The 23,175-nt window shown below is 64.3% G+C and carries 25 protein-coding genes; 11 read left to right on the forward strand and 14 right to left on the reverse strand.

The window, feature by feature from the left end:
- Nucleotides 1-15: 15 nt before the first annotated feature.
- A complete protein-coding gene (locus tag BMI91_RS06180) occupies nucleotides 16-771 on the reverse strand; it encodes an EcsC family protein (protein ID WP_078545270.1) in 756 nt (251 codons plus the stop codon).
- A 48-nt stretch (nucleotides 772-819) separates the two neighbouring features.
- Entirely contained in the window at nucleotides 820-1,302 is a 483-nt protein-coding gene (locus BMI91_RS06185) for a GNAT family N-acetyltransferase (protein WP_078545268.1), read from the reverse strand.
- Between the two features lie 77 nt (nucleotides 1,303-1,379).
- Here BMI91_RS06185 and BMI91_RS06190 point away from each other — a divergent pair, with 77 nt between their 5' ends.
- Nucleotides 1,380-1,979 carry a flavin reductase family protein gene (locus BMI91_RS06190; RefSeq protein WP_078604296.1) on the forward strand — a complete coding sequence of 200 codons (600 nt, stop codon included), beginning with the start codon at nucleotides 1,380-1,382 and terminating at the stop codon, nucleotides 1,977-1,979.
- Here the strand turns inward: BMI91_RS06190 and BMI91_RS06195 are convergent.
- Entirely contained in the window at nucleotides 1,969-2,847 is an 879-nt protein-coding gene (locus BMI91_RS06195; protein WP_078602064.1) for a DMT family transporter, read from the reverse strand. The two genes, BMI91_RS06190 and BMI91_RS06195, sit on opposite strands and share 11 nt — an antisense overlap.
- A gap of 137 nt (nucleotides 2,848-2,984) precedes the next feature.
- Here BMI91_RS06195 and BMI91_RS06200 point away from each other — a divergent pair, with 137 nt between their 5' ends.
- The 3 genes from BMI91_RS06200 to BMI91_RS06210 are packed head-to-tail and all read left to right on the forward strand — an operon-like array spanning nucleotide 2,985 to nucleotide 4,814.
- A complete protein-coding gene (locus tag BMI91_RS06200; RefSeq protein ID WP_078604297.1) occupies nucleotides 2,985-3,857 on the forward strand; it encodes an S-methyl-5'-thioadenosine phosphorylase in 873 nt (290 codons plus the stop codon).
- Between the two features lie 7 nt (nucleotides 3,858-3,864).
- Nucleotides 3,865-4,395, forward strand: coding sequence for an adenine phosphoribosyltransferase (locus BMI91_RS06205; RefSeq protein ID WP_078521850.1), 531 nt, complete (start codon nucleotides 3,865-3,867; stop codon nucleotides 4,393-4,395).
- The gene (locus BMI91_RS06210) at nucleotides 4,392-4,814 is read left to right on the forward strand and encodes an NUDIX hydrolase (protein WP_078604298.1); all 423 of its coding nucleotides are present in this window, start codon (nucleotides 4,392-4,394) and stop codon (nucleotides 4,812-4,814) included. The genes BMI91_RS06205 and BMI91_RS06210 overlap by 4 nt, the downstream gene beginning before the upstream one ends.
- Before the next feature lie 123 nt (nucleotides 4,815-4,937).
- Here BMI91_RS06210 and BMI91_RS06215 read toward each other — a convergent pair whose 3' ends face one another.
- The 10 genes from BMI91_RS06215 to coxB all read right to left on the reverse strand — a co-directional run bounded on the left by BMI91_RS06215 (nucleotide 4,938) and on the right by coxB (nucleotide 13,879).
- Nucleotides 4,938-6,341: an FAD-binding oxidoreductase gene (locus BMI91_RS06215; RefSeq protein WP_078604299.1), complete on the reverse strand. Its 1,404-nt coding sequence runs from the start codon at nucleotides 6,339-6,341 to the stop codon at nucleotides 4,938-4,940.
- A 134-nt stretch (nucleotides 6,342-6,475) separates the two neighbouring features.
- A complete protein-coding gene (locus BMI91_RS06220) occupies nucleotides 6,476-7,060 on the reverse strand; it encodes a GNAT family N-acetyltransferase (RefSeq protein ID WP_078604300.1) in 585 nt (194 codons plus the stop codon).
- Nucleotides 7,060-8,319: a M16 family metallopeptidase gene (locus tag BMI91_RS06225; protein WP_078604301.1), complete on the reverse strand. Its 1,260-nt coding sequence runs from the start codon at nucleotides 8,317-8,319 to the stop codon at nucleotides 7,060-7,062. Before BMI91_RS06225 ends, BMI91_RS06220 begins: the two co-directional genes overlap by 1 nt.
- Nucleotides 8,316-9,713, reverse strand: a complete 1,398-nt coding sequence (gene thrC, locus BMI91_RS06230; RefSeq protein ID WP_078604302.1) for a threonine synthase — start codon at nucleotides 9,711-9,713, stop codon at nucleotides 8,316-8,318. Before thrC ends, BMI91_RS06225 begins: the two co-directional genes overlap by 4 nt.
- Nucleotides 9,714-9,722: 9 nt before the next feature.
- On the reverse strand, nucleotides 9,723-10,403 hold the full coding sequence (locus tag BMI91_RS06235) for an SURF1 family protein (RefSeq protein ID WP_078604303.1): 681 nt from the start codon (nucleotides 10,401-10,403) through the stop codon (nucleotides 9,723-9,725).
- Between the two features lie 72 nt (nucleotides 10,404-10,475).
- A complete protein-coding gene (locus BMI91_RS06240; protein WP_078604304.1) occupies nucleotides 10,476-11,279 on the reverse strand; it encodes a cytochrome c oxidase subunit 3 in 804 nt (267 codons plus the stop codon).
- A 17-nt stretch (nucleotides 11,280-11,296) separates the two neighbouring features.
- Entirely contained in the window at nucleotides 11,297-11,890 is a 594-nt protein-coding gene (locus BMI91_RS06245) for a cytochrome c oxidase assembly protein (protein ID WP_078521866.1), read from the reverse strand.
- Nucleotides 11,887-12,081 (reverse strand): hypothetical protein, encoded by a 195-nt coding sequence (locus BMI91_RS06250; RefSeq protein WP_078540229.1) that lies wholly within the window; start codon nucleotides 12,079-12,081, stop codon nucleotides 11,887-11,889. The genes BMI91_RS06245 and BMI91_RS06250 overlap by 4 nt, the downstream gene beginning before the upstream one ends.
- Nucleotides 12,082-12,084: 3 nt before the next feature.
- The gene (gene cyoE / locus BMI91_RS06255; protein ID WP_078540230.1) at nucleotides 12,085-13,020 is read right to left on the reverse strand and encodes a heme o synthase; all 936 of its coding nucleotides are present in this window, start codon (nucleotides 13,018-13,020) and stop codon (nucleotides 12,085-12,087) included.
- Nucleotides 13,021-13,054: 34 nt separating this feature from the next.
- Nucleotides 13,055-13,879, reverse strand: coding sequence for a cytochrome c oxidase subunit II (gene coxB, locus BMI91_RS06260; protein ID WP_134332878.1), 825 nt, complete (start codon nucleotides 13,877-13,879; stop codon nucleotides 13,055-13,057).
- A 222-nt stretch (nucleotides 13,880-14,101) separates the two neighbouring features.
- Here coxB and tldD point away from each other — a divergent pair, with 222 nt between their 5' ends.
- The 5 genes from tldD to BMI91_RS06285 all read left to right on the forward strand — a co-directional run bounded on the left by tldD (nucleotide 14,102) and on the right by BMI91_RS06285 (nucleotide 21,132).
- A complete protein-coding gene (gene tldD / locus BMI91_RS06265; RefSeq protein ID WP_078540231.1) occupies nucleotides 14,102-15,526 on the forward strand; it encodes a metalloprotease TldD in 1,425 nt (474 codons plus the stop codon).
- Nucleotides 15,527-15,723: 197 nt separating this feature from the next.
- Nucleotides 15,724-16,854 (forward strand): DNA-processing protein DprA, encoded by a 1,131-nt coding sequence (gene dprA, locus BMI91_RS06270; RefSeq protein ID WP_078604305.1) that lies wholly within the window; start codon nucleotides 15,724-15,726, stop codon nucleotides 16,852-16,854.
- A gap of 102 nt (nucleotides 16,855-16,956) precedes the next feature.
- Nucleotides 16,957-19,560 carry a type I DNA topoisomerase gene (topA, locus tag BMI91_RS06275; protein WP_078604306.1) on the forward strand — a complete coding sequence of 868 codons (2,604 nt, stop codon included), beginning with the start codon at nucleotides 16,957-16,959 and terminating at the stop codon, nucleotides 19,558-19,560.
- A gap of 234 nt (nucleotides 19,561-19,794) precedes the next feature.
- Nucleotides 19,795-20,499 (forward strand): CoA transferase subunit A, encoded by a 705-nt coding sequence (locus BMI91_RS06280; protein WP_078521876.1) that lies wholly within the window; start codon nucleotides 19,795-19,797, stop codon nucleotides 20,497-20,499.
- Between the two features lie 3 nt (nucleotides 20,500-20,502).
- A complete protein-coding gene (locus BMI91_RS06285) occupies nucleotides 20,503-21,132 on the forward strand; it encodes a CoA transferase subunit B (RefSeq protein WP_078521878.1) in 630 nt (209 codons plus the stop codon).
- 37 nt (nucleotides 21,133-21,169) lie between these two features.
- Here BMI91_RS06285 and BMI91_RS06290 read toward each other — a convergent pair whose 3' ends face one another.
- Complete coding sequence (locus BMI91_RS06290) at nucleotides 21,170-22,060, reverse strand: lytic transglycosylase domain-containing protein (protein ID WP_078604481.1); 891 nt, start codon at nucleotides 22,058-22,060, stop codon at nucleotides 21,170-21,172.
- A 354-nt stretch (nucleotides 22,061-22,414) separates the two neighbouring features.
- Here BMI91_RS06290 and BMI91_RS06295 point away from each other — a divergent pair, with 354 nt between their 5' ends.
- Complete coding sequence (locus BMI91_RS06295) at nucleotides 22,415-22,657, forward strand: hypothetical protein (RefSeq protein ID WP_078604307.1); 243 nt, start codon at nucleotides 22,415-22,417, stop codon at nucleotides 22,655-22,657.
- 206 nt (nucleotides 22,658-22,863) lie between these two features.
- Complete coding sequence (locus tag BMI91_RS06300; RefSeq protein WP_078604308.1) at nucleotides 22,864-23,091, forward strand: hypothetical protein; 228 nt, start codon at nucleotides 22,864-22,866, stop codon at nucleotides 23,089-23,091.
- The last annotated feature ends 84 nt before the right edge of the window (nucleotides 23,092-23,175 follow it).

Consider the following 23,175-nt stretch of genomic DNA (forward strand, 5'->3'; position numbering starts at 1 on the left):
GGCGCGACGCTTCGATCACTTGGCGATGCGGGCGACAAGCTCCTCGCGCAGCACGCCCTCATCGGTGCCGGTGTCGCGGGCAAGGCGCTTGAGGCCGAAATGGACGCGAGCGATTTCCTGATAATAGCTGGTGAAGGCGTAGTTGACGGCCGCACCTGCGACCGCGCCAAGAACCGGGGCCGCCTGAGCCGCAAGCTTCTGACCCAGCACGATCGACAGGCGTGGCGCGACCTTGGCGATCAGCGATTTCAGGCTCGGCCCGGTGATCGTAGCCCTCGCGGCGAGGAAGCTCAGATCCATCCCGTCATCATCCTCGAGCGGCCCGGCAGAGGCGAAGACCCGCAGACATTCCAGCCGCACTTCCTCGGACGCCGGGTCGAAGCCATGTTCGGCAGCGATACCCTGTATGGCGCGCAGGAGCATGGTGACCGTGAAGGGCAATTCGGCGAGCGAACTGCCCAGACCCCCGACGCCGCCCGCAGCCCCCATCGCGGTGGTCAGCGTGCGATTCATCCAATCGGGCCGGTCCGAGACGATCCCGCGCGAACGCTCAGCAGCGGTCATCGCCCCTGACAACGCGCGTTCGGTCGCCCCGTCGAGCCCATTGCGGACCGGGGTGGGCAATTTGCCCAGCAGCCCCTCGGCAGAGCCTCCGATATAGCCGATCACCTGCATCACCACGCCGCCTGCCGCGCGGTGGCGTTTCGCGAGCGAGTCGAGCTGACCCAGAATCGCCGGGTCGCTCACGGGGGGAAGAATATCTGCCATCATCGCCTCCTTGCCTTTCCCTGATATGGGGCGGCGGAGGCGCTTCGGCAATCAGTCGTCTTTCTCGACTTGGCCTTTGACGCCGTCCCAGGCGCCGGGCACCAGTTCGAGGCCCAGAACGCGGTCGGGGTTGGTGGGCGGCGGCATCTCGACATCGTCGAGCTTCTCGAAGCCGAAGCGTTGGTAATAGGGCGCGTCGCCCACCAGCAGCACCCGCTCCCAGCCGAGATCGGCAGCGCGGGAAAGACTTTCATGCATCAGGATTCCGCCCAGTCCTTCGCCCTGACGCGTCGGGTGGACCGCGATCGGCCCCAGCAGCAGCACGCGCTTGCCGCCGACCCTGACCGGCCAGAAGCGGATCACGGCGGCGAGGATGCCGTCCTGGCGCAGCGTCAGGCAAAGCGGGCGCACCGGATCGACCCCGTCGCGCAGCCGGTAGGAGGACAGCGCCGTGCGGCCCGGCGCGAAGCAGAGATCATAGAGTGCCTCGACTTCCCACCAGTCTTCCGCCGTCTCTTGTTCGAGCTGATACATACGCCCGCCGCCCCTTTCAGGCTGCCCCTTTCCTGCGCGGTAGCATGCGCTAAGTTCGGGATCAAACAGGAGAAAGCATGTTCTATCGCACCTCGGATGGCCACCCTCTCGCCCATAACCCGTTCAATTCCATCGTCGCCCCGCGTCCGATCGGCTGGATTTCGACGCGCAGCGAGATGGGCGACAACCTCGCGCCCTACTCCTTCTTCAACGCGGTCGCCTATACGCCACCGCAGGTGATCTTCTCCTCGACCGGTGTGAAGCCCGACCGCGACGGCACGAAGGACAGTGTCTCGCAGCTGCGCGAAGCGGGCGTGTTCTGCGCCAATCTCGTGACCTATGCGCTGAAAGATCAGATGAACGCCTCCTGCGCGAATTTTCCGGCCGGCACGGATGAGTTCGCCGAATGCGGGATCGAGAAGGCGGAATGCGAGACGATCGATTGCCCGCGTGTGGCCGCGGCGCCTGCCTCGCTCGAATGTCGCGTGGTGCAGGTGATCAAGCTGTTGGGCGAGGGGAATTACCTCGTGCATGGCGAGGTGACAGGCATCCATATCGCGGACGATTGCCTCAAGGACGGGCTCTATTCCCCGCCCGATCGTCTCGTGCGGCTCGGCAATCGCGGCGATTACGCAGCTGTCTCGGAAACCTTCGAGATGCTGCGGCCTAAGCTCTGATCCGGGCGCGCGCCCGGCTGCGGCGGCCTTCAATCAGCGTGTAGAGGCCGCTCGCCACGATTAGTGCCGCACCCACGATCATCGCCGCATCGGGCCGCTCGCCGAACACCACCGCGCCGAGGATCAGCGCGAAGATCAGGCGGGTGTAGCGGAAGGGCGTGATGACCGAGACCTCGCCCATCCGCATCGCCTTGGTCAGCGACCAATAGGCGAGGCTGCCGAAGGCCACCGCACCGGCCACGTCACGCAGCGCAAAGAGATCAGGCGTCGTCACACCGCCGAAGATCAGCAGGATCAGCACGCCGGTCGGGATCAGCATCATGAAGCCGTAGAAGCTGAGCTGGAAATTCGACAGGACCGGCGGGCAGGCGCGCGTCGCCAGATCGCGGCCCGCGAACCCCAGCATCCCCAGCACGGTCCAAAGGGCAGCCGGGACGAAGCCGTCGAGGCCGGGGCGCAGCACGATCAGCACGCCGATGAACCCGATCCCCACCGCGACCCAGCGGCGGATGCCGACGCGTTCGGAAAACACCACCGCCGCGCCTGCGACGACGACCAGCGGCGTTGCCTGCAGGATCGCGGAGGCGTTCGAGAGCGGCGTCAGCGCGATCCCCAGCGTGTAGCCAAGACGCCCAACCACTTCGAGCGCGAGCTTGATCAGGAGCGGTTTCGAAGCGAGCGCCGGATGTAGCAGCCGCTGGCCCCGCGCGGTGATGAGCACACCGAAGACCACCATCCCGCCGAGGCCGAATAGCATCAGCACCACGCCCACCGCGAGATGGGTCGAGGCGGATTTGACGAACATGTCTTCCATCGCGAAGGCCGCCATCGCGACGACCATCAGCACCGAGCCGCGGATATTTTCCATAGATCCTCCCGTGGGGACTCCCATACCCCCCTGCGCCGATAGACCGCGCGGCAAGTGGCTGCAATCCCTCTTTCCTCCCGGGGCCGTGGCGCTTAGGCTCGCTGCGACGCGGAAAAGACAGGCGAAGGATGCGCAGAATGGACAGAATGATCGGGGTGATCGGCGGCTCGGGCGTCTATCAGATCAACGGGCTCGAAGGGGCCGAATGGATCACCGTCGAGACGCCGTTCGGCGCGCCCTCCGATCAGGTGCTGACCGGCACGCTGGACGGTGTGAAGATGGCCTTCCTGCCCCGCCACGGGCGCGGCCATGTCGAGACGCCGACCACCGTTCCCTACCGCGCCAATATCGCCGCGATGAAACAGCTGGGCGTCACCGATCTGATCGCCGTCTCCGCCGTGGGCTCGCTGAAAGAGGCCTATGCGCCCGGCGATTTCCTGATCGTGGACCAATATATCGACCGCACCTTCGCGCGTGAGAAAACCTTCTTCGGCCCCGGCATGGTGGGCCACGTCTCGGTCGCACATCCTGTTTGCTCCGACCTCTCGGCCGCCTGCGCCGAGGCCGCGCGCAAAACCGGCGTGAGCGTCCATGAGGGTGGCACCTACGTCGCGATGGAGGGCCCGCAATTCTCGACCAAGGCCGAGAGCGAGCTTTACCGCCAATGGGGCGCCGACGTGATCGGCATGACTGGCATGCCCGAGGCCAAGCTCGCCCGCGAGGCGGAGCTGCATTATGCCTGTGTCGCGATGATCACCGATTACGACTGCTGGCACCCCGATCATGATGCCGTGGATGTGGCGCAGGTCGTTGCCGTCGCGATGAAGAACGCCGATAAGGCGCGCGATCTGGTCGCGGCTCTGCCCGGTCTGCTGAAGGGCGCGGCGGGCGATTGCGCCACCGGCTGCACCCACGCCCTCGACAGCGCGATCATGACCGCCCCCGACAAGTGCGACCCCGAGATGGCGCGCAAACTGAAGACCATCGCGGGCCGCGTGCTCGACCTCTGAGGATCCCATGACCAACGTCAAAGACTATATCCGCACCATTGCCGATTTCCCCCATGAGGGGATCATGTTCCGCGATGTGACGACGCTCTTCGCCGATCCGCGCGGTTTCCGCATGGCGATCGACCAGTTGCTGCACCCGTGGGCCGGCCAGCAGATCGACAAGGTCGTGGGTCTGGAGGCGCGCGGCTTCATCATCGGCGGCGCGATCGCGCATCAGCTGTCGAAAGGCTTCGTGCCGATCCGCAAGAAGGGCAAGCTGCCCGGTCAGACGATCAGCCAGGCCTATCAGCTGGAATATGGCGAGGCGGTGATGGAGATGCATGAAGATGCGATCAAGCCGGGCGAGAAGGTTCTGGTCGTCGACGATCTTCTAGCCACCGGCGGCACCGCGCAGGCGGGCATCCAACTGATCGAGCGCGTCGGCGGCGAGATCGTGGGCCTGTCCTTCATCGTCGATCTGCCGGAACTGGGCGGGCGCAAACTGCTCGAAGATCGCGGCATGAATGTCAGCGTTCTGTGCGAATTCGAGGGGGCGTGAGCCCCCGTCCCGTCCCCGCCATTCTTGCCGTCGTGATCCGCGACGGGCAGGCGCTGCTGGTGCAGCGGGCGAACCCGCCCGATGCCGGGCTCTGGGGCTTTCCCGGCGGCAAGGTCGAGTTCGGCGAGACGCTTCTTGCGGCGGCAGAGCGCGAATTGCTTGAAGAGACCGGCGTGCAGGCGCGGGCCACCCATGCCTTCAACGCGCTCGACGTCCTCGCCGAGGATGGAAAGGGCACGCTGGAGCATCACTTCGTGCTGGTCGCTGTCGAATGCCGGTGGCAGGCAGGAGAGCCGGTCGCGGACGACGACGCGCTGGATGCACGCTGGGTCGCTATCGACCGGATGGAGGAGGACCTTCCCCTCAGCCGCGACGTGGCGCGGATCGCGCGGCAGGCCGCCGCGCTCGGACCGCGTTAACGTCTTTCTTACGCGAATCGACCTACCCTGAGCGGGGCTGATGGTTCGGCTGCTTGCAATGACACGTGAACCGGAACGCCGCGCTCCGCCTGCTCTCCTGGCGGGGCGCGTTTTTCTTGGCCCTCAGCGCTCCGCCAGCACCGCGCCGGGGTTCAGGATGCCTTTCGGATCGAGCGCCGCTTTGATCGCGCGCATCGCGGCCAGCTTGCCCGGATCGCCGTAGCACTCCAGATCGCCCACCTTCAGCCGTCCGATCCCATGCTCGGCCGAGATCGAGCCGCCAAAGCGGTCGACCAGATCGTAGACCGTCTCGGGAATCGCGCGGCGCAGATTCTCGTATTCCTTGCGGTCGCGCCCCTCGGCGGGGAATGCGTTGAAATGCAGATTGCCGTCGCCGACATGGCCGAAGCAGTTGATCCGGATATTGCCGAGGTCGAGAAGCGCGCCACGCGCCTCTTCGATGAAAGCGGCCAGTTTCGGCAGCGGCAACGAGATGTCATGGCTCGAGATCGATCCGATCCGCTTGTTCGCCTCCGGCAGGCTCTCGCGCAGGGACCACATCTCGGCGCGCTGGCTCTCGGAGCTTGCGATCACCCCATCGCTGACCAGCCCCTCGGCCGCCTCAAACAGCTCTCCCAGCGCCTCCTCCGGCGCCAGCCCCTCGGGCAGACCGATCTCGATAAGCACCGACCAGTCGGGGCGGGCCTCAAAAGGTTGGTGCACCTCCGGCCCGACCTCATCGAGAAAGCGCAGCCCCTGCCCCGAGATCATCTCGAAGGCCGACACGCAGCCCGGCATCCGGGCCTCGGCGAGTTCCAGCAGTTCCAGCGCGGCGGCGGGGCTTTCGACCACCATCATCGCCGTGCCGACCGCCGCCGGGCGCGGGAACAGCCGCAGGGTCGCCGCCGTGATGATCCCGAGCGTGCCCTCGGACCCGATCAGCAGGTCCTTCAGATCGTAGCCGGTATTGTCCTTGCGCAGATGCTTGAGGCCGGAGATCACCGTGCCATCGGCCAGCACCGCCTCGACGCCCAGACACAGCTCGCGCGCGTTGCCATAGCGCAGTACGTTCACCCCGCCCGCATTGGTCGCCAGCACACCGCCGATCCGGGCAGAGCCCTGGCTTGCGATCGTCAGCGGGAACAGCCGCTCCGCGCCTTCCGCCGCCTGCTGGGCCTCGAGCAGCGTCGCGCCGGCCTCGATCTCCAGAACATGGCCGGTGACCGCACGGACGGCATTCATTTTTTCGAGGCTCAGGATGACTGGCACGGGACCGTCTTCGGTGATCTGGCCACCGACCAGACCGGTGCCGCCGCCATAGGGCAGCACGGCGACGCCCGCCGCGTGACAGTGCTTCAGAACCGCTGCGACCTCTTCGGTCGACGTCGGCTTGACCAGAACTCCGCCAAGGCCGTGATACCGCCCGCGCGGCTCTTCCAGATAGGACGCGCCCGGCGCCCCGAGGCTCAGGCCCGGCACCGCGTCCCGCAGCGTCTCGACGAAACTTTCATCAGCGGCGGTGCGCATCTCTGCCTCCTTCGGCTTGGCTTAAGTATCCCGGGGGGTGAGCCGGGATCAGCGGCCTTCCGGTGGAAGGACGCCCCGGCGAACGCCCGTAGCGCAAGCGAAGGGCCGGACGTCCGTCGCCAGCATATCCGTCCCTATCGGACATCCGTCCGTCCCCGGCGATCCGAGCGCAGGTTGGAATAAAGCACGTGATTGCGCCAGCGCCCGTTGATCTGCAGGTAGCTCTGCGCAACACCCTCATATTTGAAACCGGACTTCTCCAGCACCCCGCGCGAAGCCGCGTTCTCGGGCAGACAAGCTGCCTCGATGCGGCTCAGGTCGAGCTTGGTGAAAGCGTAATGAACCACGGCCTCGATCGCCTCGCGCATATAGCCATGACGCGCGTGGCGTTGGCCGATCCAATAGCCCAGCGTGCCCGCCTGCGCGGGCCCACGCCGGATATTGTCGAGCGTGATCGCCCCCAGAAAAATGTCATCGCGGCGCGAGAACAGAAATACGGGAACGGCGGTGCCGTTCGCGATCGCGCGCGCCGCCCAATAGACCCGGTTCGAGAACGCCTTGCGGCTAAGGTGGTCGGAGGACCAGCTCGGCTCCCACGGCACCAGGAAGTCGCGGCTGTCCTCGCGCAGGCTGGCCCAAGGACGATAATCCCCATGCTGCGGCGGACGCAGGATCATTCGATCCGTATCGATCCGCAGCTGACGACGACGCGCGAACATCAGGCGGCGAGCCTTTCGCGCAGCTCCCCGAGCTCGGGCGCATCCTTGACCGGGCCGTAAAGCGCCATGGCCGTGCGCCCGCCAGTGGCGAGCCGTTCGCCGAAATCGCGCACCGCATCGCGGGTGACGCTGTCGATCCGCGCCGAGGCCTCGTCGATCCCGGGCACCCGGCCCCAGATATAGAGGCTGCGCGCCATGCGTTCCGCGCGCGCCGAGGCGCTTTCCAGCCCCATCAGCAGACCTGCCTTGATCTGGGCGCGGGCACGGGCGATCTCGACCTCGGTCATGTCCTCGGCGGCGCGTTTCAGCTCGTCGATGGTCAGTTCGGCCAGACCGCGGACCTCGTCGCCGGAGGTGCCCGCATAGACGGTGAACATGCCGGTATCCTCGTAGGCGCCGGCCTGCGAGAAGATCGTGTAGCACAACCCGCGCTCTTCGCGGATCTTCTGGAACAAGCGCGAGGACATCCCCCCGCCCATCGCCACCGAATAGACCTGCGCGGTGTAGAGATCGGCGTCGCGATAGCTGGGCGACTCGATGCCAAGCGCGAAATGCGCCTGTTCGAGCTGTTTGATCTCGCGCCGCTCGTTGCCGACCCATTTCGCGGGATAGGGCGCGGGGTTCAGCGCGGGGCGCAGGTCGCCGAAGATATCCTCGGCGCGTTTCACGATCTCCGCGTGATCGACCGCACCCGCCGCCGAGAGGATCATCTGATCGGGGCCGTAATGTTCGGTCACGAAAGCCGAGAGATCGTCACGCGCGAAGCTGCGGACCTTCTCCGCCGGGCCGAGAATCGTGCGGCCCATCGGCTGATCGGGGTAAGCGGCCTCTTGCAGCCAGTCGAAGATCACATCGTCGGGCGTGTCGAGCGACTGGCCGATCTCTTGCAGGATCACACCGCGCTCCACCTCGATCTCGCGCTGGTCGAAGACCGGGTTCAGCAGAATGTCCGAAATCACGTCGAGCGCGAGCGGCACGTCTTCGGCAAGCACGCGGGCGTAATAGGCGGTCATCTCGCGCGAGGTATAGGCGTTGATATAGCCGCCCACGTCTTCGATGGCTTCCGCGATCTGCAGCGCCGAGCGCGTCTTCGTGCCCTTGAACGCCATATGTTCGAGGAAATGCGCGATGCCGTTCTGCTCGGGGCGCTCGTGGCGGCCACCGGCCGTGATCCAGACGCCGATCGCGGCAGAGGCGAGGCCCGGCATCGACTCGGTGATGATGCGCAGACCGTTCTTCAGGGTGGTCATTTCGATCATGTGCGGCGGCGCTCCCGGATCAGGGCTTCAAGGTCTGCAAGGTCATTCGGCACGCGGGTCACGCGCTCCTCGCGGGTGAACAGGTCCGCCATGCGCGGCGGCAGGTCGGGGCGGATGCCCGTCGCCTCTTCCACAGCATCGGGGAACTTGGCGGGATGCGCGGTGGCGAGCGTGATCATCGGCGTGGCCGGGTCACGCGCGACCGCCGTTTTGCCGACGTTCACGCCGACCGCCGAATGCGGGCAGAGCAGCTCGCCGGTTTCCTTCAGCGTGTCGCCGATCTCTTCCATCGTGCGCGCCTCGCCGACCGAGCCGCTGTCGTAGATATCGCGCAAGCTCCCGATGGCGTTTTCGGAGACGGTGAAGGAGCCTTCGGTTTTCAGCTCGTCCATCAGCTTCTCGATCGCGGCCCCGTCCTTGCCATAGGCCCAGAACAGCGCGCGCTCAAAGTTCGAACTCACCTCGATATCCATCGACGGCGAGATCGAGGGTGTGACGCCCTGCTTGGTGTAATCGCCCTTCTCGAGGCAACGATGCAGAATGTCGTTCTGGTTCGTCGCGATCACCAGACGCTCGACCGGCAGGCCCATTTCCTTCGCAAGGAAGCCCGCAAAAATATCGCCGAAATTGCCGGTGGGCACGGTGAAGGAGACCTTGCGATGCGGCGCACCAAGCGCCACGGCCGAGGAGAAGAAATACACGATCTGCGCCAGCACGCGGGCGAAGTTGATCGAGTTCACGCCCGCCAGACCGACCTCATCGCGGAAGTCAAAGTCGTTGAACATGTCCTTCAACTTGCCCTGGCAATCGTCGAAATCACCATCGAGCGCGAGCGCGTGGACATTGCTCTCGATGGGCGTCGTCATCTGGCGGCGCTGCACTTCGGACACCCGGCCATGCGGGAAGAGGATGAACACGTCGACATTGTCGAGCCCGCGGAACGCCTCGATCGCCGCCGAGCCGGTATCGCCCGAGGTGGCACCCACGATGGTGATCTTCTTGTTGCGCTTTTGCAGTTCGATCTGGAAGAGCTGCCCGATCACCTGCATCGCGAAATCCTTGAACGCGAGCGTGGGGCCGTGGAACAGCTCCAGCAGGAAATGGTTCGGCGCCAGCTGCACCATCGGCGCGCGGGCGACATGGCCAAAGCCGGAATAGGCACGCGTGATGGCGCCGCGCAGTTCCTCGTCCGAGAAAGTCTCGGAGACGAAGGGCTTCATCACACGGAAAGCCACCTCTTCGTAGGGCTGCCCTGCGAGCGCTGCGATCTCATCGGCGGAGAACTGCGGCACGGTCTCAGGCACGTAAAGCCCGCCGTCACGGGCAAGCCCCGTCAGCATCGCATCGCCGAAATTCAGAACCGGGGCTTTGCCCCGAGTGGAAACATAACGCATCGTCAATCCTCAGGCCTGTTGCCGCCTGATACGCCAGAGAAGAAAGATTGTCATCCCAGCCCAGACGATTGCGAGCAAAAACCAGGTGATCGCGTAACCGAGGTGGTCATTCGGGATGCCGGTGATGGTGACGGGGACCGGCGTTATGCCCTGCGCGGCGCCCTGAACGGTGCGGGCGACAATCAGGATCGGCTCGGTGCCGAGCTTCGCAGCCATCGCGGGCACGTCGCGGGCAAACCAGATGCCGGTCTTGGCGTCGGGCTCGGGGGTATAGCTGTCGGTCTCTTCGGGCCAATGGAGGTTGCCGGTGACGCTGAGCGCCGTGGCGGGGCGGTCGGTGCCCTTTTCGCCCTCGGGGATGAAGCCGCGATCGAGCAGGATCTTGCGGCCCTGATCGGTCTCGAAAGCGTCGATGACCCGGTAGCCCGCGCCGACGCCCTTCTGGCCCGAAAGCACGAGGATCTCCTGCCCCGTCGTGCGCCCGCTTACCGTGACGGGTTCGTATTTCAGAGGCTTGGTGTCGGTGCCCTTGGTCGGCAGCGCCTGCGGCTGACCTTCGATCTTGGCGGAAATCTCGGCCAGCATCGCCTCTTTCCAGCCAAGGCGCTGCACCTGCCAGATGCCGAGCGAGATCAGGATCGCGCAGCCGACGACGCCCAGCAGCAGCGGAAAGATGTAGCGTTTCATCAAGCCTCCAACAAAGCGGCGCGAGGGTCGCCCCCCGCGCCGATCTGCGCTTTTGCGTGTGATGGCCGGGGGCGCTTACGCGCTGCCCCAGATATAAATCGACGCGAACAGGAAGAGCCAGACCACATCGACGAAGTGCCAGTACCAGGCGGCGGCCTCGAAGCCGACGTGCTCGTTCTGGGTCATCTGGCCTTTGACGATGCGGATCAGGCAGACCAGCAGGAAGATCGTCCCGATGATCACGTGCGCCCCGTGGAAGCCCGTCGCCATGAAGAAGTTGGCACCGTAGATATTGCCCGCCAGACCGAAGGCCGCGTGGCTGTACTCGTAGGCCTGCAGGACCGTGAAGGACGCGCCGAGGATCACCGTCAGGATCAGGCCCTGCTTGACCTGGCTGCGGTCGTTTTCATGCACCAGCGCGTGGTGAGCCCAGGTGAGCGTCACACCCGACAGGAGCAGGATCACGGTGTTGATCAGCGGCAGGTGCCACGGATCGAAGGTCACGATGCCTTCGGGCGGCCAGACGCCGTCCTGAATGGGGCTCATCGGGCCCATCGGGTACATGGCGTGCTTGAAGAAGCTCCAGAACCAGGCCGCGAAGAACATCACTTCGGACATGATGAACAGGATGAAGCCATAGCGCAGGCCGATCCGCACCACCGGGGTGTGATCGCCCACTTCGCCCTCGTGGACTACGTCCGACCACCAGCCATACATGGTGTAGAGCACCACGAGCAGGCCGCCGAAGAAGACGTAATGGGTAATGCTCTGCATCCAGAGCACCGCCCCGAAGAGCATGATGAAGCCGCCCACTGCCCCGAGGAGGGGCCAGATCGAGGGCGGTAGGATGTGGTAGTCGTGGTTCTTTGCGTGGGCCATGCGTCTCCCTCCGATGGCTAGTTGACCGTCTCCGTCTCCCTTTGACGGACCGAGGCAGTTTCCTCCGGCTCGGGAAGGTCGGTTTCATAGAAAGTATAGCTCAACGTGATCGCGTGAATCCGCTTCGCATCGGCATCCTCGACAATGTCGGGATCGACGAAGAAGCTCACCGGCATCTGCACCCTCTCCCCGGGTTGCAGCACCTGTTCGGTGAAGCAGAAACACTGGATCTTGTCGAAATAGTAGCCAGCCACGTCGGGCGAGACATTGTAGCTCGCCGTCCCCGCGATCGGATGATCGGTCGGGTTGTAGGCCTCGTAGAAGGCGAGCCCGTTCTGCCCGATCTTCAGTTTCATCTCGGTCTGGACCGGCTTGAACTCCCACGGCATGCCGCGCGCGACATTCGCGTCGAAACGCACGAGGATCTCGCGGTCGAGCACTTTGTCGGGCAGCACCTCGGCGGTGTTGGTCGTGCCGCCATAGCCGGTGGTCTTGCAGAACCAGTTGTAGAACGGCACTGCAGCCCAGGCCCCTGCCCCCATCACGACGATCACCGCGAGCAGCGAGAGCAGCACGCGCGTGTTCGACCGATCTGCGGGGCGTTGGGTCATTGCGAAGCCCCTTCCGCCGGCAGCACGGAGGCGCGCGGCTGGTGATCGTAGGCTTCCATTTTCGAGCCGTTCTCGACCTTGACCACGGTCAGACCGAAGACGATTGCGACGAACCCGAGAAGAACCGCGCCCAGCCCCGCATTGCGCGAGAACCGACGGATATGAAGATCACTGTCCCGGGTGATTGCCATCGCTTACCAGACTCCCAAACCGATATAGCTCAGCCCCGCTTCGGCCAGCAAAGCCGCGAAATGCGCGAAGAGGTAGATGAGCGAGAAATAGAAGAAGCGCTTCTCGACCGCGTATTTGTCGGCCTCCGCCTGCGCTTCGGTGCGGGCGTGGATCTCGATCGCGCCCTTGATGAAGAGCGCATTCATGATCAGCGCCGTCGCGAAATAGACCGGGCCGCCGATCGAGGTGAAACCCGTGCCGACCGCGATGGGGGCGAGGATGAAAGCGTAGAACAGGATGTTCTTGCGCGTCACCACCCGACCGTGGGTCGAGGTCAGCATCGGCACTTTCGCCTCGTCGTAATCGGCCTTCATGAACAGCGCGAGCGACCAGAAATGCGGCGGCGTCCAGAGGAAGACCAGTAGGAACATCGCCACGGATTCGATCGAGATGCCACCCGTCGACACGGCCCAGCCGATCATCGGAGGGAAGGCGCCCGCCGCGCCGCCGATCACGATGTTCTGCGGCGTCGCCCGCTTGAGCCACATCGTGTAGACGACGACGTAGAAGAAGATGGTGAAGGCGAGGAACAGGCCCGAGAAGATATTCGTGGCCAGCGCCAGCATCACGCAGGAGATACCCGACAGCGCGAGGCCGAAGCCCAGCGCCTCGCGCTCCGAGATGCGGCCCGCCGGGATCGGACGGTTCCGGGTGCGGCGCATGATGCGGTCGATATCCGCGTCATACCACATGTTCAGCGCGCCCGAGGCACCGCCGCCCAGCGCGATGAACAGGATCGCGACGAAGCCAACGAAGGGATGCACCGGATTCGGCGCAACCACGAGGCCGACGAAGGCGGTGAAGACCACCAGCGACATCACGCGCGGCTTCAGAAGCGCGATGTAGTCGCCGAACCGCGCCTCGTTGTCCTGTTGGCGGATATAGCTGATGTCACTCATGAAAGCGTCCCTCGGGTGTTATCGCACAATGAATTCAGTTCTGTGCGACCCGAACCGCGCCATCCGTCTCGACCGAGGCGAAGTCATTCTTCGCACGCTCAAGCCAGTTAGCGTAAACTTCCGGTGAGACAACTTTGACCACGATGGGCATGTAAGCGTGGTTGGTGCCGCAAAGCTCCGAACACTGGCCGAAATACACACCTTCTTGATCGGCCTTAAACCACAATTGCGCGATCCGGCCCGGCACGGCGTCCTGCTTCACGGCGAAGGCCGGCACGGTCCAGCTGTGAATCACGTCCGCGCCAGTGACTTGCACGACGATCGTCTTGCCCGCGGGCACCACCATCGCGTTGTCGGCGGCCAGCAGATATTCGTCGGGCGCATAGCCATGATCTGCAAGCTCGTCTTTCGCCAACATCAGCGAATCGAACGCCACGCCCTCATCGGGGTATTCGTAGCCCCAGTACCACTGGTAGCCGGTCACCTTCACGGTGATGTCACCTTCCGGGATTTCCTGCTGATTCCACAGCGCGGGCAGCGAGAAGGCCCCGATCGCCACGAGAATCACGATCGGCACAAAGGTCCAGGTGATCTCGAGCGGCGTGTTATGGGTGAAGCTGCGCGGCGTCGGATTGGCGCGGCTGTTGAAGCGCAGGATCGCGTAGATGATCAGCGCGAACACGAAAACGCAGATCGCGGCGATGATCACCAGCAGCATATGGTCGAGCCATTGCTGATCTTCCGCGAGGTTCGAGGACGCGGGCTGGAACCCCGTGCCGCCCAGATGCGGCTTACCGATCACCGGCAGCCCCTTGATCATGTCCTGAGCCGAGGCCTGCCCGGCGACGAGCGTCAACATAACAGCCGACGTGACAGCGGCCGCGATGCCGCGGCCCTTGCTTGCAAAGCGCATAAGTCCCATGTCTCCCTTTTGGCGGCGTTTCTCCCTGCCGCCCGACGGCGTTCGGATCTCCCAAACCGTTCACCGTTGCGTGTTCTCACTTTAAAATCATATTGGGAGGGTGGCGCAAGCAAAAGCTGCGACATTTTGTCAAAATTGATCGCCTTAGCAGGAGTCCAGATGACCAAGCCCGACCGTTTCGCCCCTTTCGAGGACAAGCTCGACCAGGATCGCGCGCTGCATCTGCTGCGTGAAGCGACCGCAGGGGCCGAGGATGGCGAGCTGTTTCTCGAACAGCGCCGGTCCGAGGCGCTGGTCTTCGATGACGGGCGCGTCAAGACCGCCTCTTACGATGCCTCCGAAGGATTCGGCCTGCGCGCGGTGAAGGGCGATGTGGCGGGCTATGCCCATTCGACCGAGATTTCCGAAGCCGCGCTGAAGCGGGCGACAGAGACCGCGCGCCTCGCCGTGGGCGATGGCGGCGGCACGATGGCGCCCCCGCCCAAGGGCACGAATTTGCATCTTTATAGTGATACCGATCCCGTCTCGGACACGCCCTTCGCCGCGAAGATCGACATCCTGCGCGAGATCGACGCGTTTGCCCGCGACCTCGACCCGCGCGTCGTGCAGGTCTCGGCCTCGATGGCCGCCAGCCTACAGGAAGTGTTCATCCTGCGCCCCGAGGGTGGGCTGGTCTCGGATATCCGCCCGATGGCGCGGATCAACATCTCGGTCATCGTGGAAGAGAACGGACGCCGCGAATCCGGCGGCCATGGCGGCGGCGGGCGGTTCGGCCTGTCGGGCCTGATCGAGCCCGCGCATTGGCAGCCGGTCGCGCGCGAGGCGCTGCGCATCGCGCTGGTGAACCTGCGCGCCGAACCCGCGCCTGCCGGCGTGATGGATGTGGTGCTTGGGCCGGGCTGGCCGGGCGTGCTGCTGCACGAAGCGGTTGGCCACGGGCTGGAAGGCGATTTCAACCGCAAGAAATCGTCTGCCTTTGCCGGGCTGATGGGTCAGCAGGTGGCGGCGAAAGGCGTTACCGTGCTCGACGACGGCACTATCCCCGACCGGCGCGGCTCGATCACGATCGACGACGAGGGCACCCCCTCGGGCAAGAACGTGTTGATCGAGGATGGCGTGCTCGTGGGCTACATGCAGGACCGCCAGAACGCCCGCCTGATGGGCGTGGAGGCCACCGGCAACGGGCGGCGCGAGAGCTTTGCTCATGCCCCGATGCCGCGGATGACCAACACCTACATGCTGGGCGGCGATGCCGATCCGGGCGAGATTCTCGCCGATTTGAAGGACGGCATCTATGCAGTCGGCTTCGGCGGCGGTCAGGTCGACATCACCAATGGCAAATTCGTTTTCAATTGCACCGAAGCTTATCGCGTGAAGAACGGCGTCGTCGGCGCGCCGGTGCGCGGGGCGACCCTGATCGGCGACGGGCCGACCGCGATGCAGCATATCCGCGCCATCGGCAACGATCTCGCGCTGGATCCCGGCATCGGCAATTGCGGCAAGGCGGGCCAATGGGTGCCGGTGGGCGTCGGCCAACCGACCCTGATGATCGGCGGGCTGACCGTGGGCGGCTCGGCCGCGTAAACGTTTCGCCGACGGGCGTGGGGGAGATGATCCGGCGAGGTCTCCCCCGCGGCCCCAAGCTGCAAATCGGTAGCGCCAAAAAAATCTGCAACCAAAACGTGAAAAATTTATTCCAAACCCGTCGCGATACGGGTTTTGGTAACGAGTTATTAAGACTAACGCGGCAGAAAGGGTGAGCGATTGAGGCGGAGGGTCGGATGGAAACAGATTTGTTTTCTTACCCCACCCCCTTCACCCCACCCACCACGGAAGAAGATGAACTGCCGGTTCTTCGCCTCATTCGTTCCCGACGTGTCGGACCCACAACCTTCCACAGATTGATCGGTGAACATGGCTCAGCGGCGGCAGCGCTCGCGGCCCTGCCTGAAGTCGCCCGCGCGGCGGGCGTCGCCGATTATACCCCCTGCCCCGAGAAACAGGCCCGCGCCGAGATCAAGGCGGGCAAGGCGGCCGGCGCTCGGCTGTTGATCCATGGCGGGCCGGGTTACCCCACTGCGCTTGCAGAGATCGACGACGCGCCGCCCGTGCTCTGGGCGCTCGGTCAGCTGGAATTGCTCACCCGCCCGATGATCGCACTGGTCGGCGCGCGCAATGCCTCTTCGCTGGGCCTGCGCATGGCGAAGCGGTTGAGCGAAGGTCTCGGAGAGGCGGGCATCTGCGTGGTCTCCGGACTGGCGCGCGGAATCGACGCCGCCGCCCATGAGGCCGCCCTGCCCACGGGGACAATCGCGGTGCAGGCGGGCGGCATCGATGTGATCTATCCGCAGGAGAATACGGCGCTCGCCCGGCAAATGGCCGAGACCGGACTGCGGCTGACCGAAGCCCCGCCCGGCACCCAGCCGCAGGCACGCCACTTCCCTGCGCGCAACCGGATCATCTCGGGGCTGAGCGCGGGCGTCGTCGTCGTCGAGGCGGCGCTGAAATCGGGCAGCCTGATCACAGCGCGCGACGCGCTCGATCAGGGGCGGGAGGTGATGGCCGTGCCGGGCCATCCGATGGACGGGCGCGCGGGCGGCTGCAATTCGCTGATCCGCGATGGGGCAACCTTGGTGCGCGGGTCCGAGGATGTGCTGGCCGCGCTGAACGCCCGCGCGGCGCCTCCCGCACCGCATCCTGCGCCGCCCCCTCCGCCAACGCGCCGCGCCGTGAAAAGCGGCGATCTCGGCGCGAAGATCCTCGAACGTCTCGGCCCCTCCCCCACCGCCGAGGACCAAGTGATCCGCGATCTCGACGTGCCTGCGGCGGCCTTCTCGCAAGCCCTCACCGCGCTCGAAATCGAGGGCCGGATAGAGCGGCATCGGGGCGGCCTGATCAGTCGTCCGCTCTAAGGGGGAAGGGATTACCTCAGGGTCAGGACGCATTGACAATTCGCCCCAAACGCCCACATGTTCCGCGCCCAGACCCTTTTTGCACTGAATAGTGAGGACCTTATGGCTGTTGTTGTCGTCGAATCCCCTGCCAAGGCCAAGACGATCAACAAATATCTAGGGTCTGACTACACCGTGCTCGCCTCTTTCGGCCACGTCCGTGACCTGCCTCCGAAAGACGGCTCGGTCGATCCCGAGCAAGATTTCGAGATGAAATGGGAAGTCGCGAGCGACTCGAAAAAGCACATCAAGGCGATCACCGACGCGCTGAAAGATGACGACACGCTGATCCTCGCAACTGACCCCGATCGCGAAGGCGAAGCGATCTCGTGGCACCTGCAGGAAGCGCTGGAGAAGAAGCTCAAGGGCAAGAATGTCTCCCGCGTCACCTTCAACGCGATCACCAAGACCGCAATCCTCGAGGCGATGAAGCATCCGCGCGATGTCGATGCCCCGCTGGTCGAGGCCTATCTGGCCCGCCGCGCGCTCGACTACCTCGTGGGCTTCAACCTCTCGCCGGTCCTGTGGCGCAAGCTGCCCGGCGCGAAATCGGCGGGCCGCGTGCAATCGGTCTGCCTGCGTCTCATCGTCGAGCGCGAGATGGAGATCGAAGCCTTCAAGCCGCGCGAATACTGGACGGTGAAAGTGATCCTGACGACGCCGCGCGGTCAGGAATACGAGGCGCGTCTGTCGGTTCTGGGCGGCAAGAAGCTCGAGAAATACGACCTTGAGAACGAGACCGCAGCCGAGATGGCGGTGCAGGCGATCACGTCGCGCGATCTCAGCGTGACCTCGGTCGAGGCGAAACCAGCCAATCGCAACCCCTACCCGCCCTTCATGACCTCGACGCTGCAGCAGGAAGCCAGCCGCAAGTTCGGCTTCGGCGCGCGGGCCACGATGTCGGCGGCGCAGCGTCTCTATGAAGCGGGTCACATCACCTATATGCGGACCGACGGCATCGACATGGCCCCCGAGGCCGTGATGCAGGCCCGCGATGCGATCAAGGACAAGTTCGGCGACAGCTACGTCCCGAAAAGCCCGCGGATGTACAAGAACAAGGCGAAGAACGCGCAGGAAGCGCACGAATGTATCCGCCCGACGGATATGTCGAAATCGCCCGACAAGCTGAAGCTCTCCGACGATCAGTGGAAATTGTATGACCTGATATGGAAGCGCACGATCGCGAGCCAGATGGAAGCGGCCCGGTTCGAGCGCACGACCGTTCTCGTCGGCTCCGGCGATGAGCAGGTCGAACTGCGCGCGACCGGCTCCGTCGTCGTGTTCGACGGCTTCCTGAAAGTCTACGACCAAGGCCGCGACGATGACGAGGGCGAGGACAGCAACCGCCTGCCGCAGATCCACGAGGGCGAAGAGGCGAAGAAGGGCGACATCACGCCCGAGCAGCACTTCACCCAACCGCCGCCGCGCTACACCGAGGCGACGCTGGTCAAACGGATGGAAGAGCTCGGCATCGGGCGCCCCTCCACCTATGCCTCGATCGTCACGACGATTCAGGACCGCGGCTATGTGCGCAAGGACAAGAACCGCCTTATGCCCGAGGATACCGGGCGGCTGGTGACGGCCTTCCTGTCGAATTACTTCAAGCGCTACGTCGAATACGATTTCACCGCCGATCTGGAAGACCAGCTCGACGATATCTCGGCGGGCGATCGCGACTATAAGGAAGTGCTCAAGCGCTTCTGGCGCGATTTCTCGGCGGCTCTGGAAGAGACGTCGGAGCTGCGCATCTCGGAAGTGCTCGACAAGATCGACGAAGTTCTGGCGCCCCACCTCTATCCGCCGCGCCCCGACGGGTCCGACCCGCGCATCTGCCCGCTTTGCGGCAGTGGCAAGCTGCACCTGAAGACCGCGCGCTCCGGCGGGGCCTTCATCGGCTGCGGCAACTACCCCGAATGCCGCTTCACCCGGCCCCTCTCCGCGCCCGATGGCGATGACGAGGTGCAGGCACTCGACGGCAAGGTACTGGGCTATGACGAGGATCAGGCGATCACGCTGCGCGTCGGTCGTTTCGGCCCCTACGTCCAGAAGGGCGAGCCGACCGAGGATGTGCCCAAGCCGCCGCGGGCCTCGCTGCCCAAGGGCTGGAAGCCCGAAGAGATCGACCTCGAGAAAGCGCTGCTGCTCTTGAGCCTGCCGCGCGAGATCGGCCCGCACCCGGAAGATGGCGAGCTGGTCGAAGCCGGGATCGGGCGCTACGGGCCCTACGTCAAGAAGGGCCGGATCTACGCGAACCTGCCCGAGGTCGACGAGGTCTTTACCATCGGCATGAACCGCGCCGTGGAAGTGATCGCTCAGAAAGCCGCCAAAGGCGGACGTGGCGCGGCTGCGAAACCGCTCAAGGAGCTGGGCGAGCATCCCGAGGGCGGCCCGATCGCGGTCATGCCCGGGCGCTACGGGCCCTACGTCAAGTGGGGCAAGATCAACGCGACCCTTCCGAAAGAGCTGGAACCGGAATCCGTCACGCTCGAAGACGCGCTTCCGCTGATCGAGGCGAAAGCGGCGAAGAAGGGCGGCACGAAGAAGAAAGCCGCGCCGAAGAAGACGGCCGCGAAAAAGCCCGCTGCAAAGAAACCGGCCGCCAAGAAGACCGCCACGAAGAAACCCGCGGCGAAAAAGACGGCGACCAAGAAGACTGACGAGGCGTGAGGCGCTCGCGCGCCCCTTCCTCTTGGTAAAAATATCCCGGGGGAGCGCGATAGCGCGGGGGCGGAGCCCCCTCTCACTCAAGCCTTGTCGCCCTACGGCGACGGGGGCAGAGCCCCCTCCCCCGGCCTATTTACGCGCGAAGTTTACCTTCCGCACCGCCGCTCGCCGCATCGCAGCAATTGACTCCCCCCCGCCCCGGCGTCATCTTCACGCGCACATGAGCGGAGGATATCCATGAACAAGATTTACGGTTCCGCGGAAGAGGCCCTCGACGGGCTTCTTTTCGACGGAATGCTGATCGCGGCCGGGGGCTTCGGGCTTTGCGGCATCCCCGAAATGCTGATCGACGCACTGGTCGAGAGCAAGGTCAAGGACATCACGGTCGCGTCGAACAACTGCGGCGTGGACGGGTTCGGCCTCGGCAAGCTGCTCGACACCAAGCAGATCAAGAAGATGATGTCGTCCTACGTGGGCGAGAACGCAGAATTCATGCGTCAGTATCTGAGCGGCGAGCTCGAGCTGGAATTCAACCCGCAGGGCACGCTGGCAGAGCGCATGCGCGCCGCCGGCCACGGCATCCCCGGCTTCTACACCAAGACCGGCTACGGCACGCAGATCGCCGAGGGTAAAGAGGTGAAGGTATTCAACGGCGAGCACTACATCCTCGAAGAGGGCATCTTCGCCGACGTCTCCATCGTGAAGGCGTGGAAAGCCGACGAGACCGGCAATGCGATCTTCCGCAAGACGGCGCGTAACTTCAATCCGCCGGCGGCGATGTGCGGCAAGGTCTGCGTGATGGAAGTCGAAGAGATCGTGCCCGTGGGCTCGCTCGACCCCGACTGTATCCACCTGCCCGGCATCTACGTGCACCGCCTGATTCAGGGCGAGCACGAGAAGCGCATCGAGAAAGTCACCACCCGCGAAAAGAAGGAGGCCTGACCCATGGCATGGGATAGAAATCAGATGGCCGCCCGCGCGGCGCAGGAGCTCGAAGACGGCACCTATGTGAACCTCGGCATCGGTATCCCGACGCTGGTCCCGAACTTCATCCCCGAGGGCGTGCACGTCACGCTGCAATCGGAGAACGGCATGCTCGGCATGGGTCCCTTCCCCTATGAGGGCGAAGAGGATCCCGACCTGATCAATGCCGGCAAGCAGACGATCACCGAACTGCCCAACACGGTCTATTTCGACAGCTCGATGAGCTTCGGCATGATCCGCGGCGGCAAGATCGCGATGGCGATCCTCGGCGCGATGGAAGTGGCCGAGAATGGCGATCTGGCGAACTGGATGATCCCGGGCAAGCTGGTGAAGGGCATGGGCGGCGCGATGGACCTCGTGGCGGGCGTGAAGCGCGTCATCGTCGTGATGGACCACACCAACAAGCATGGCGACAGCAAGCTGCTGAAGGAATGCACCCTGCCGCTGACCGGCACCGGCGTCGTCAACCGCATCATCACCAATCTCGGTGTGCTCGATGTGGTCGAGGGCGGGCTGAAGATCGTCGAGTGCGCCGAGGGCGTCACCGAAGACGAGATCCGCGAAGCGACCGAGGCGACGATCGTCAACTGATCGCCTCTCGATAGGCTAGAGACGAAGAGAGCGGCCCTCAGGGGCCGCTCTTTGCCATTTGGGTGACCTGGAAGACGCAGCCGTCGCTCACCAGCTGCGGCCGCGTCGCACAAAGCCCCCGCGCCACGTTCCACGCCGCCAGCACCTTCGGCACGTAGTCGCGCGTCTCCGCATAGGGCGGCACACCGTCATTCTTCTTCACCGCGTTCTCGCCCGCGTTATAGGCGGCGATGACCATCAGCGGATCGCGGTCGAATTCCTTCATCAGCCAGTCGAGATAGCTCACCCCGCCCGCGATGTTCTGCGCGGGGTCCTTGCTGTCTGCGACGTCGAACCGCTCGGCCGTGGCCGGTATCAGCTGCATCAGCCCCACGGCCCCCGCATGGCTTTGCGCGTCGAAGCGCCCGCCCGATTCCACCGCGATCATCGCCAGCACCAGCGCGGGCGAGACCTCGGTCCCGATGGTGGAGCGCAGGATATCGGTGCCATGGGCGCGCGCGATCTTCGCCAGATCATTGAGCCGCGGCTCGCGCACCCGTGTGCCCTTCGGCCCTTGCGACAGCGCTGAGATCGCCTGATCGAACCGCCCCGCCCTCTCTCCAAGGCGCGGCGAGACCTTGTTCCAATACCACGCGTAATGCGCAGGCGCGCGCGGCGTGGGCGTAGAGGCCGGTGCCTCGCCCGTCGCGCTGTCGTCTTTCGCAGGCGCTGTTTCCGGCTCCCAAGGCTGCTTCGCCATCGCAGCAAGCTGGCGTTTCTGTTCCTCGGGATCGATCTGGATCGTGATGAAGCGTTTGGTGCCGGGCGCAGGCGGCTTGACCGTCTTGGGCTTCACGCTCTTGAAGACGGGGGCTGCAGGTTCGGCCCACACGGGCACGACCACGGCCACCATCGCACTGCAGAGAATCCCTGCGAAAACCTTGCGCATCTGCGCCACCTGCTCACTGCCTCGCGCGGCTCTCGAGGGCCGCTTTGGCCCGACTATCCCTGAAAACCCGGAAAAATTCCAGAAAATCCGCCGTTTTCAGGCCGACGAATCGCGGTTTGACGGCCGAAACTCGGACGCAAAATGCAAATCTCACAAAAATTCAGTTTTTTGTTTCTTTAATTAACAATGACTTAGCGCCTTCGTCAGGCAGGATTTTCATTTTCGCGAAATCGCCTGCGATGCGCCCAAATCGCGCCACGTTCCGGGGGCCATATGTCCCCATACCGCGAGACGGAAACCGGCACGGACGCCAGCCGAGACCGCGGGGCAGAGACAAACCTTAGGAGAGACACCATGATGAAGTTTTTCAAAATCAAGAAGTTCCACGACGAAGAAGACGGCGCTGTGACCGTTGACTGGGTTGTGCTGACCGCTGCTGTCGTCGGCCTCGGCGCTGCTGCACTGGCCCTGGTCCGCACCCAGACCGCTGGTCTGTCGGGCAAGATCGCAAGCTACCTCGACGGCGCAGAAGTGACCGAGTCCTTCACCGCTGACGAAGTCACCGCTGGTGAAGCTGACGGCTACCTGCCGCAGTAATTTCCGGCTCAGTCGGAAGATGCAGAGACCGCCCCTTCCCGGGCGGTCTCATCATTTCAAATCGCGGGCTCATGCAATCTTCACTAACGCGTCGCGCACAGCAGGCGCGCCAGGTTGCAGAAAATACCCCGCGACCGCCCAATTTCCGCCACTCCCTCCCGCCAAGTTTTCACCAAAGGTCCCGTTGAGAAAGTCGAGACACAGAGATGAACAAACTGATTTTCAATTTGAAGAAAGTACTTCGCGCGGAAGATGGCGCCGTAACGGTCGACTGGGTCGTACTCACGGCATCGCTGGTCGCTTTGGGTTTCATGGCGACTGCCATGATCTGGACCCAGACCGCCGGCACTTCGGGCAAGATCGCAAAATATATCGACAAGCAGGAAGTTACCCCTGCCTTCACGGCCGACGAACTCGCCGACGACGAGGGCTGAAACTCACCAGTGCTGCGGATGCGCCAAGTTTTCGCCACTTTGATCTGTAATAAGCGGCTCTATTCACAGGATTGTCGCCGATCA

The organism is Thioclava sediminum, assembly GCF_002020355.1.
Classification (GTDB): Bacteria; Pseudomonadota; Alphaproteobacteria; order Rhodobacterales; family Rhodobacteraceae; genus Thioclava; species Thioclava sediminum.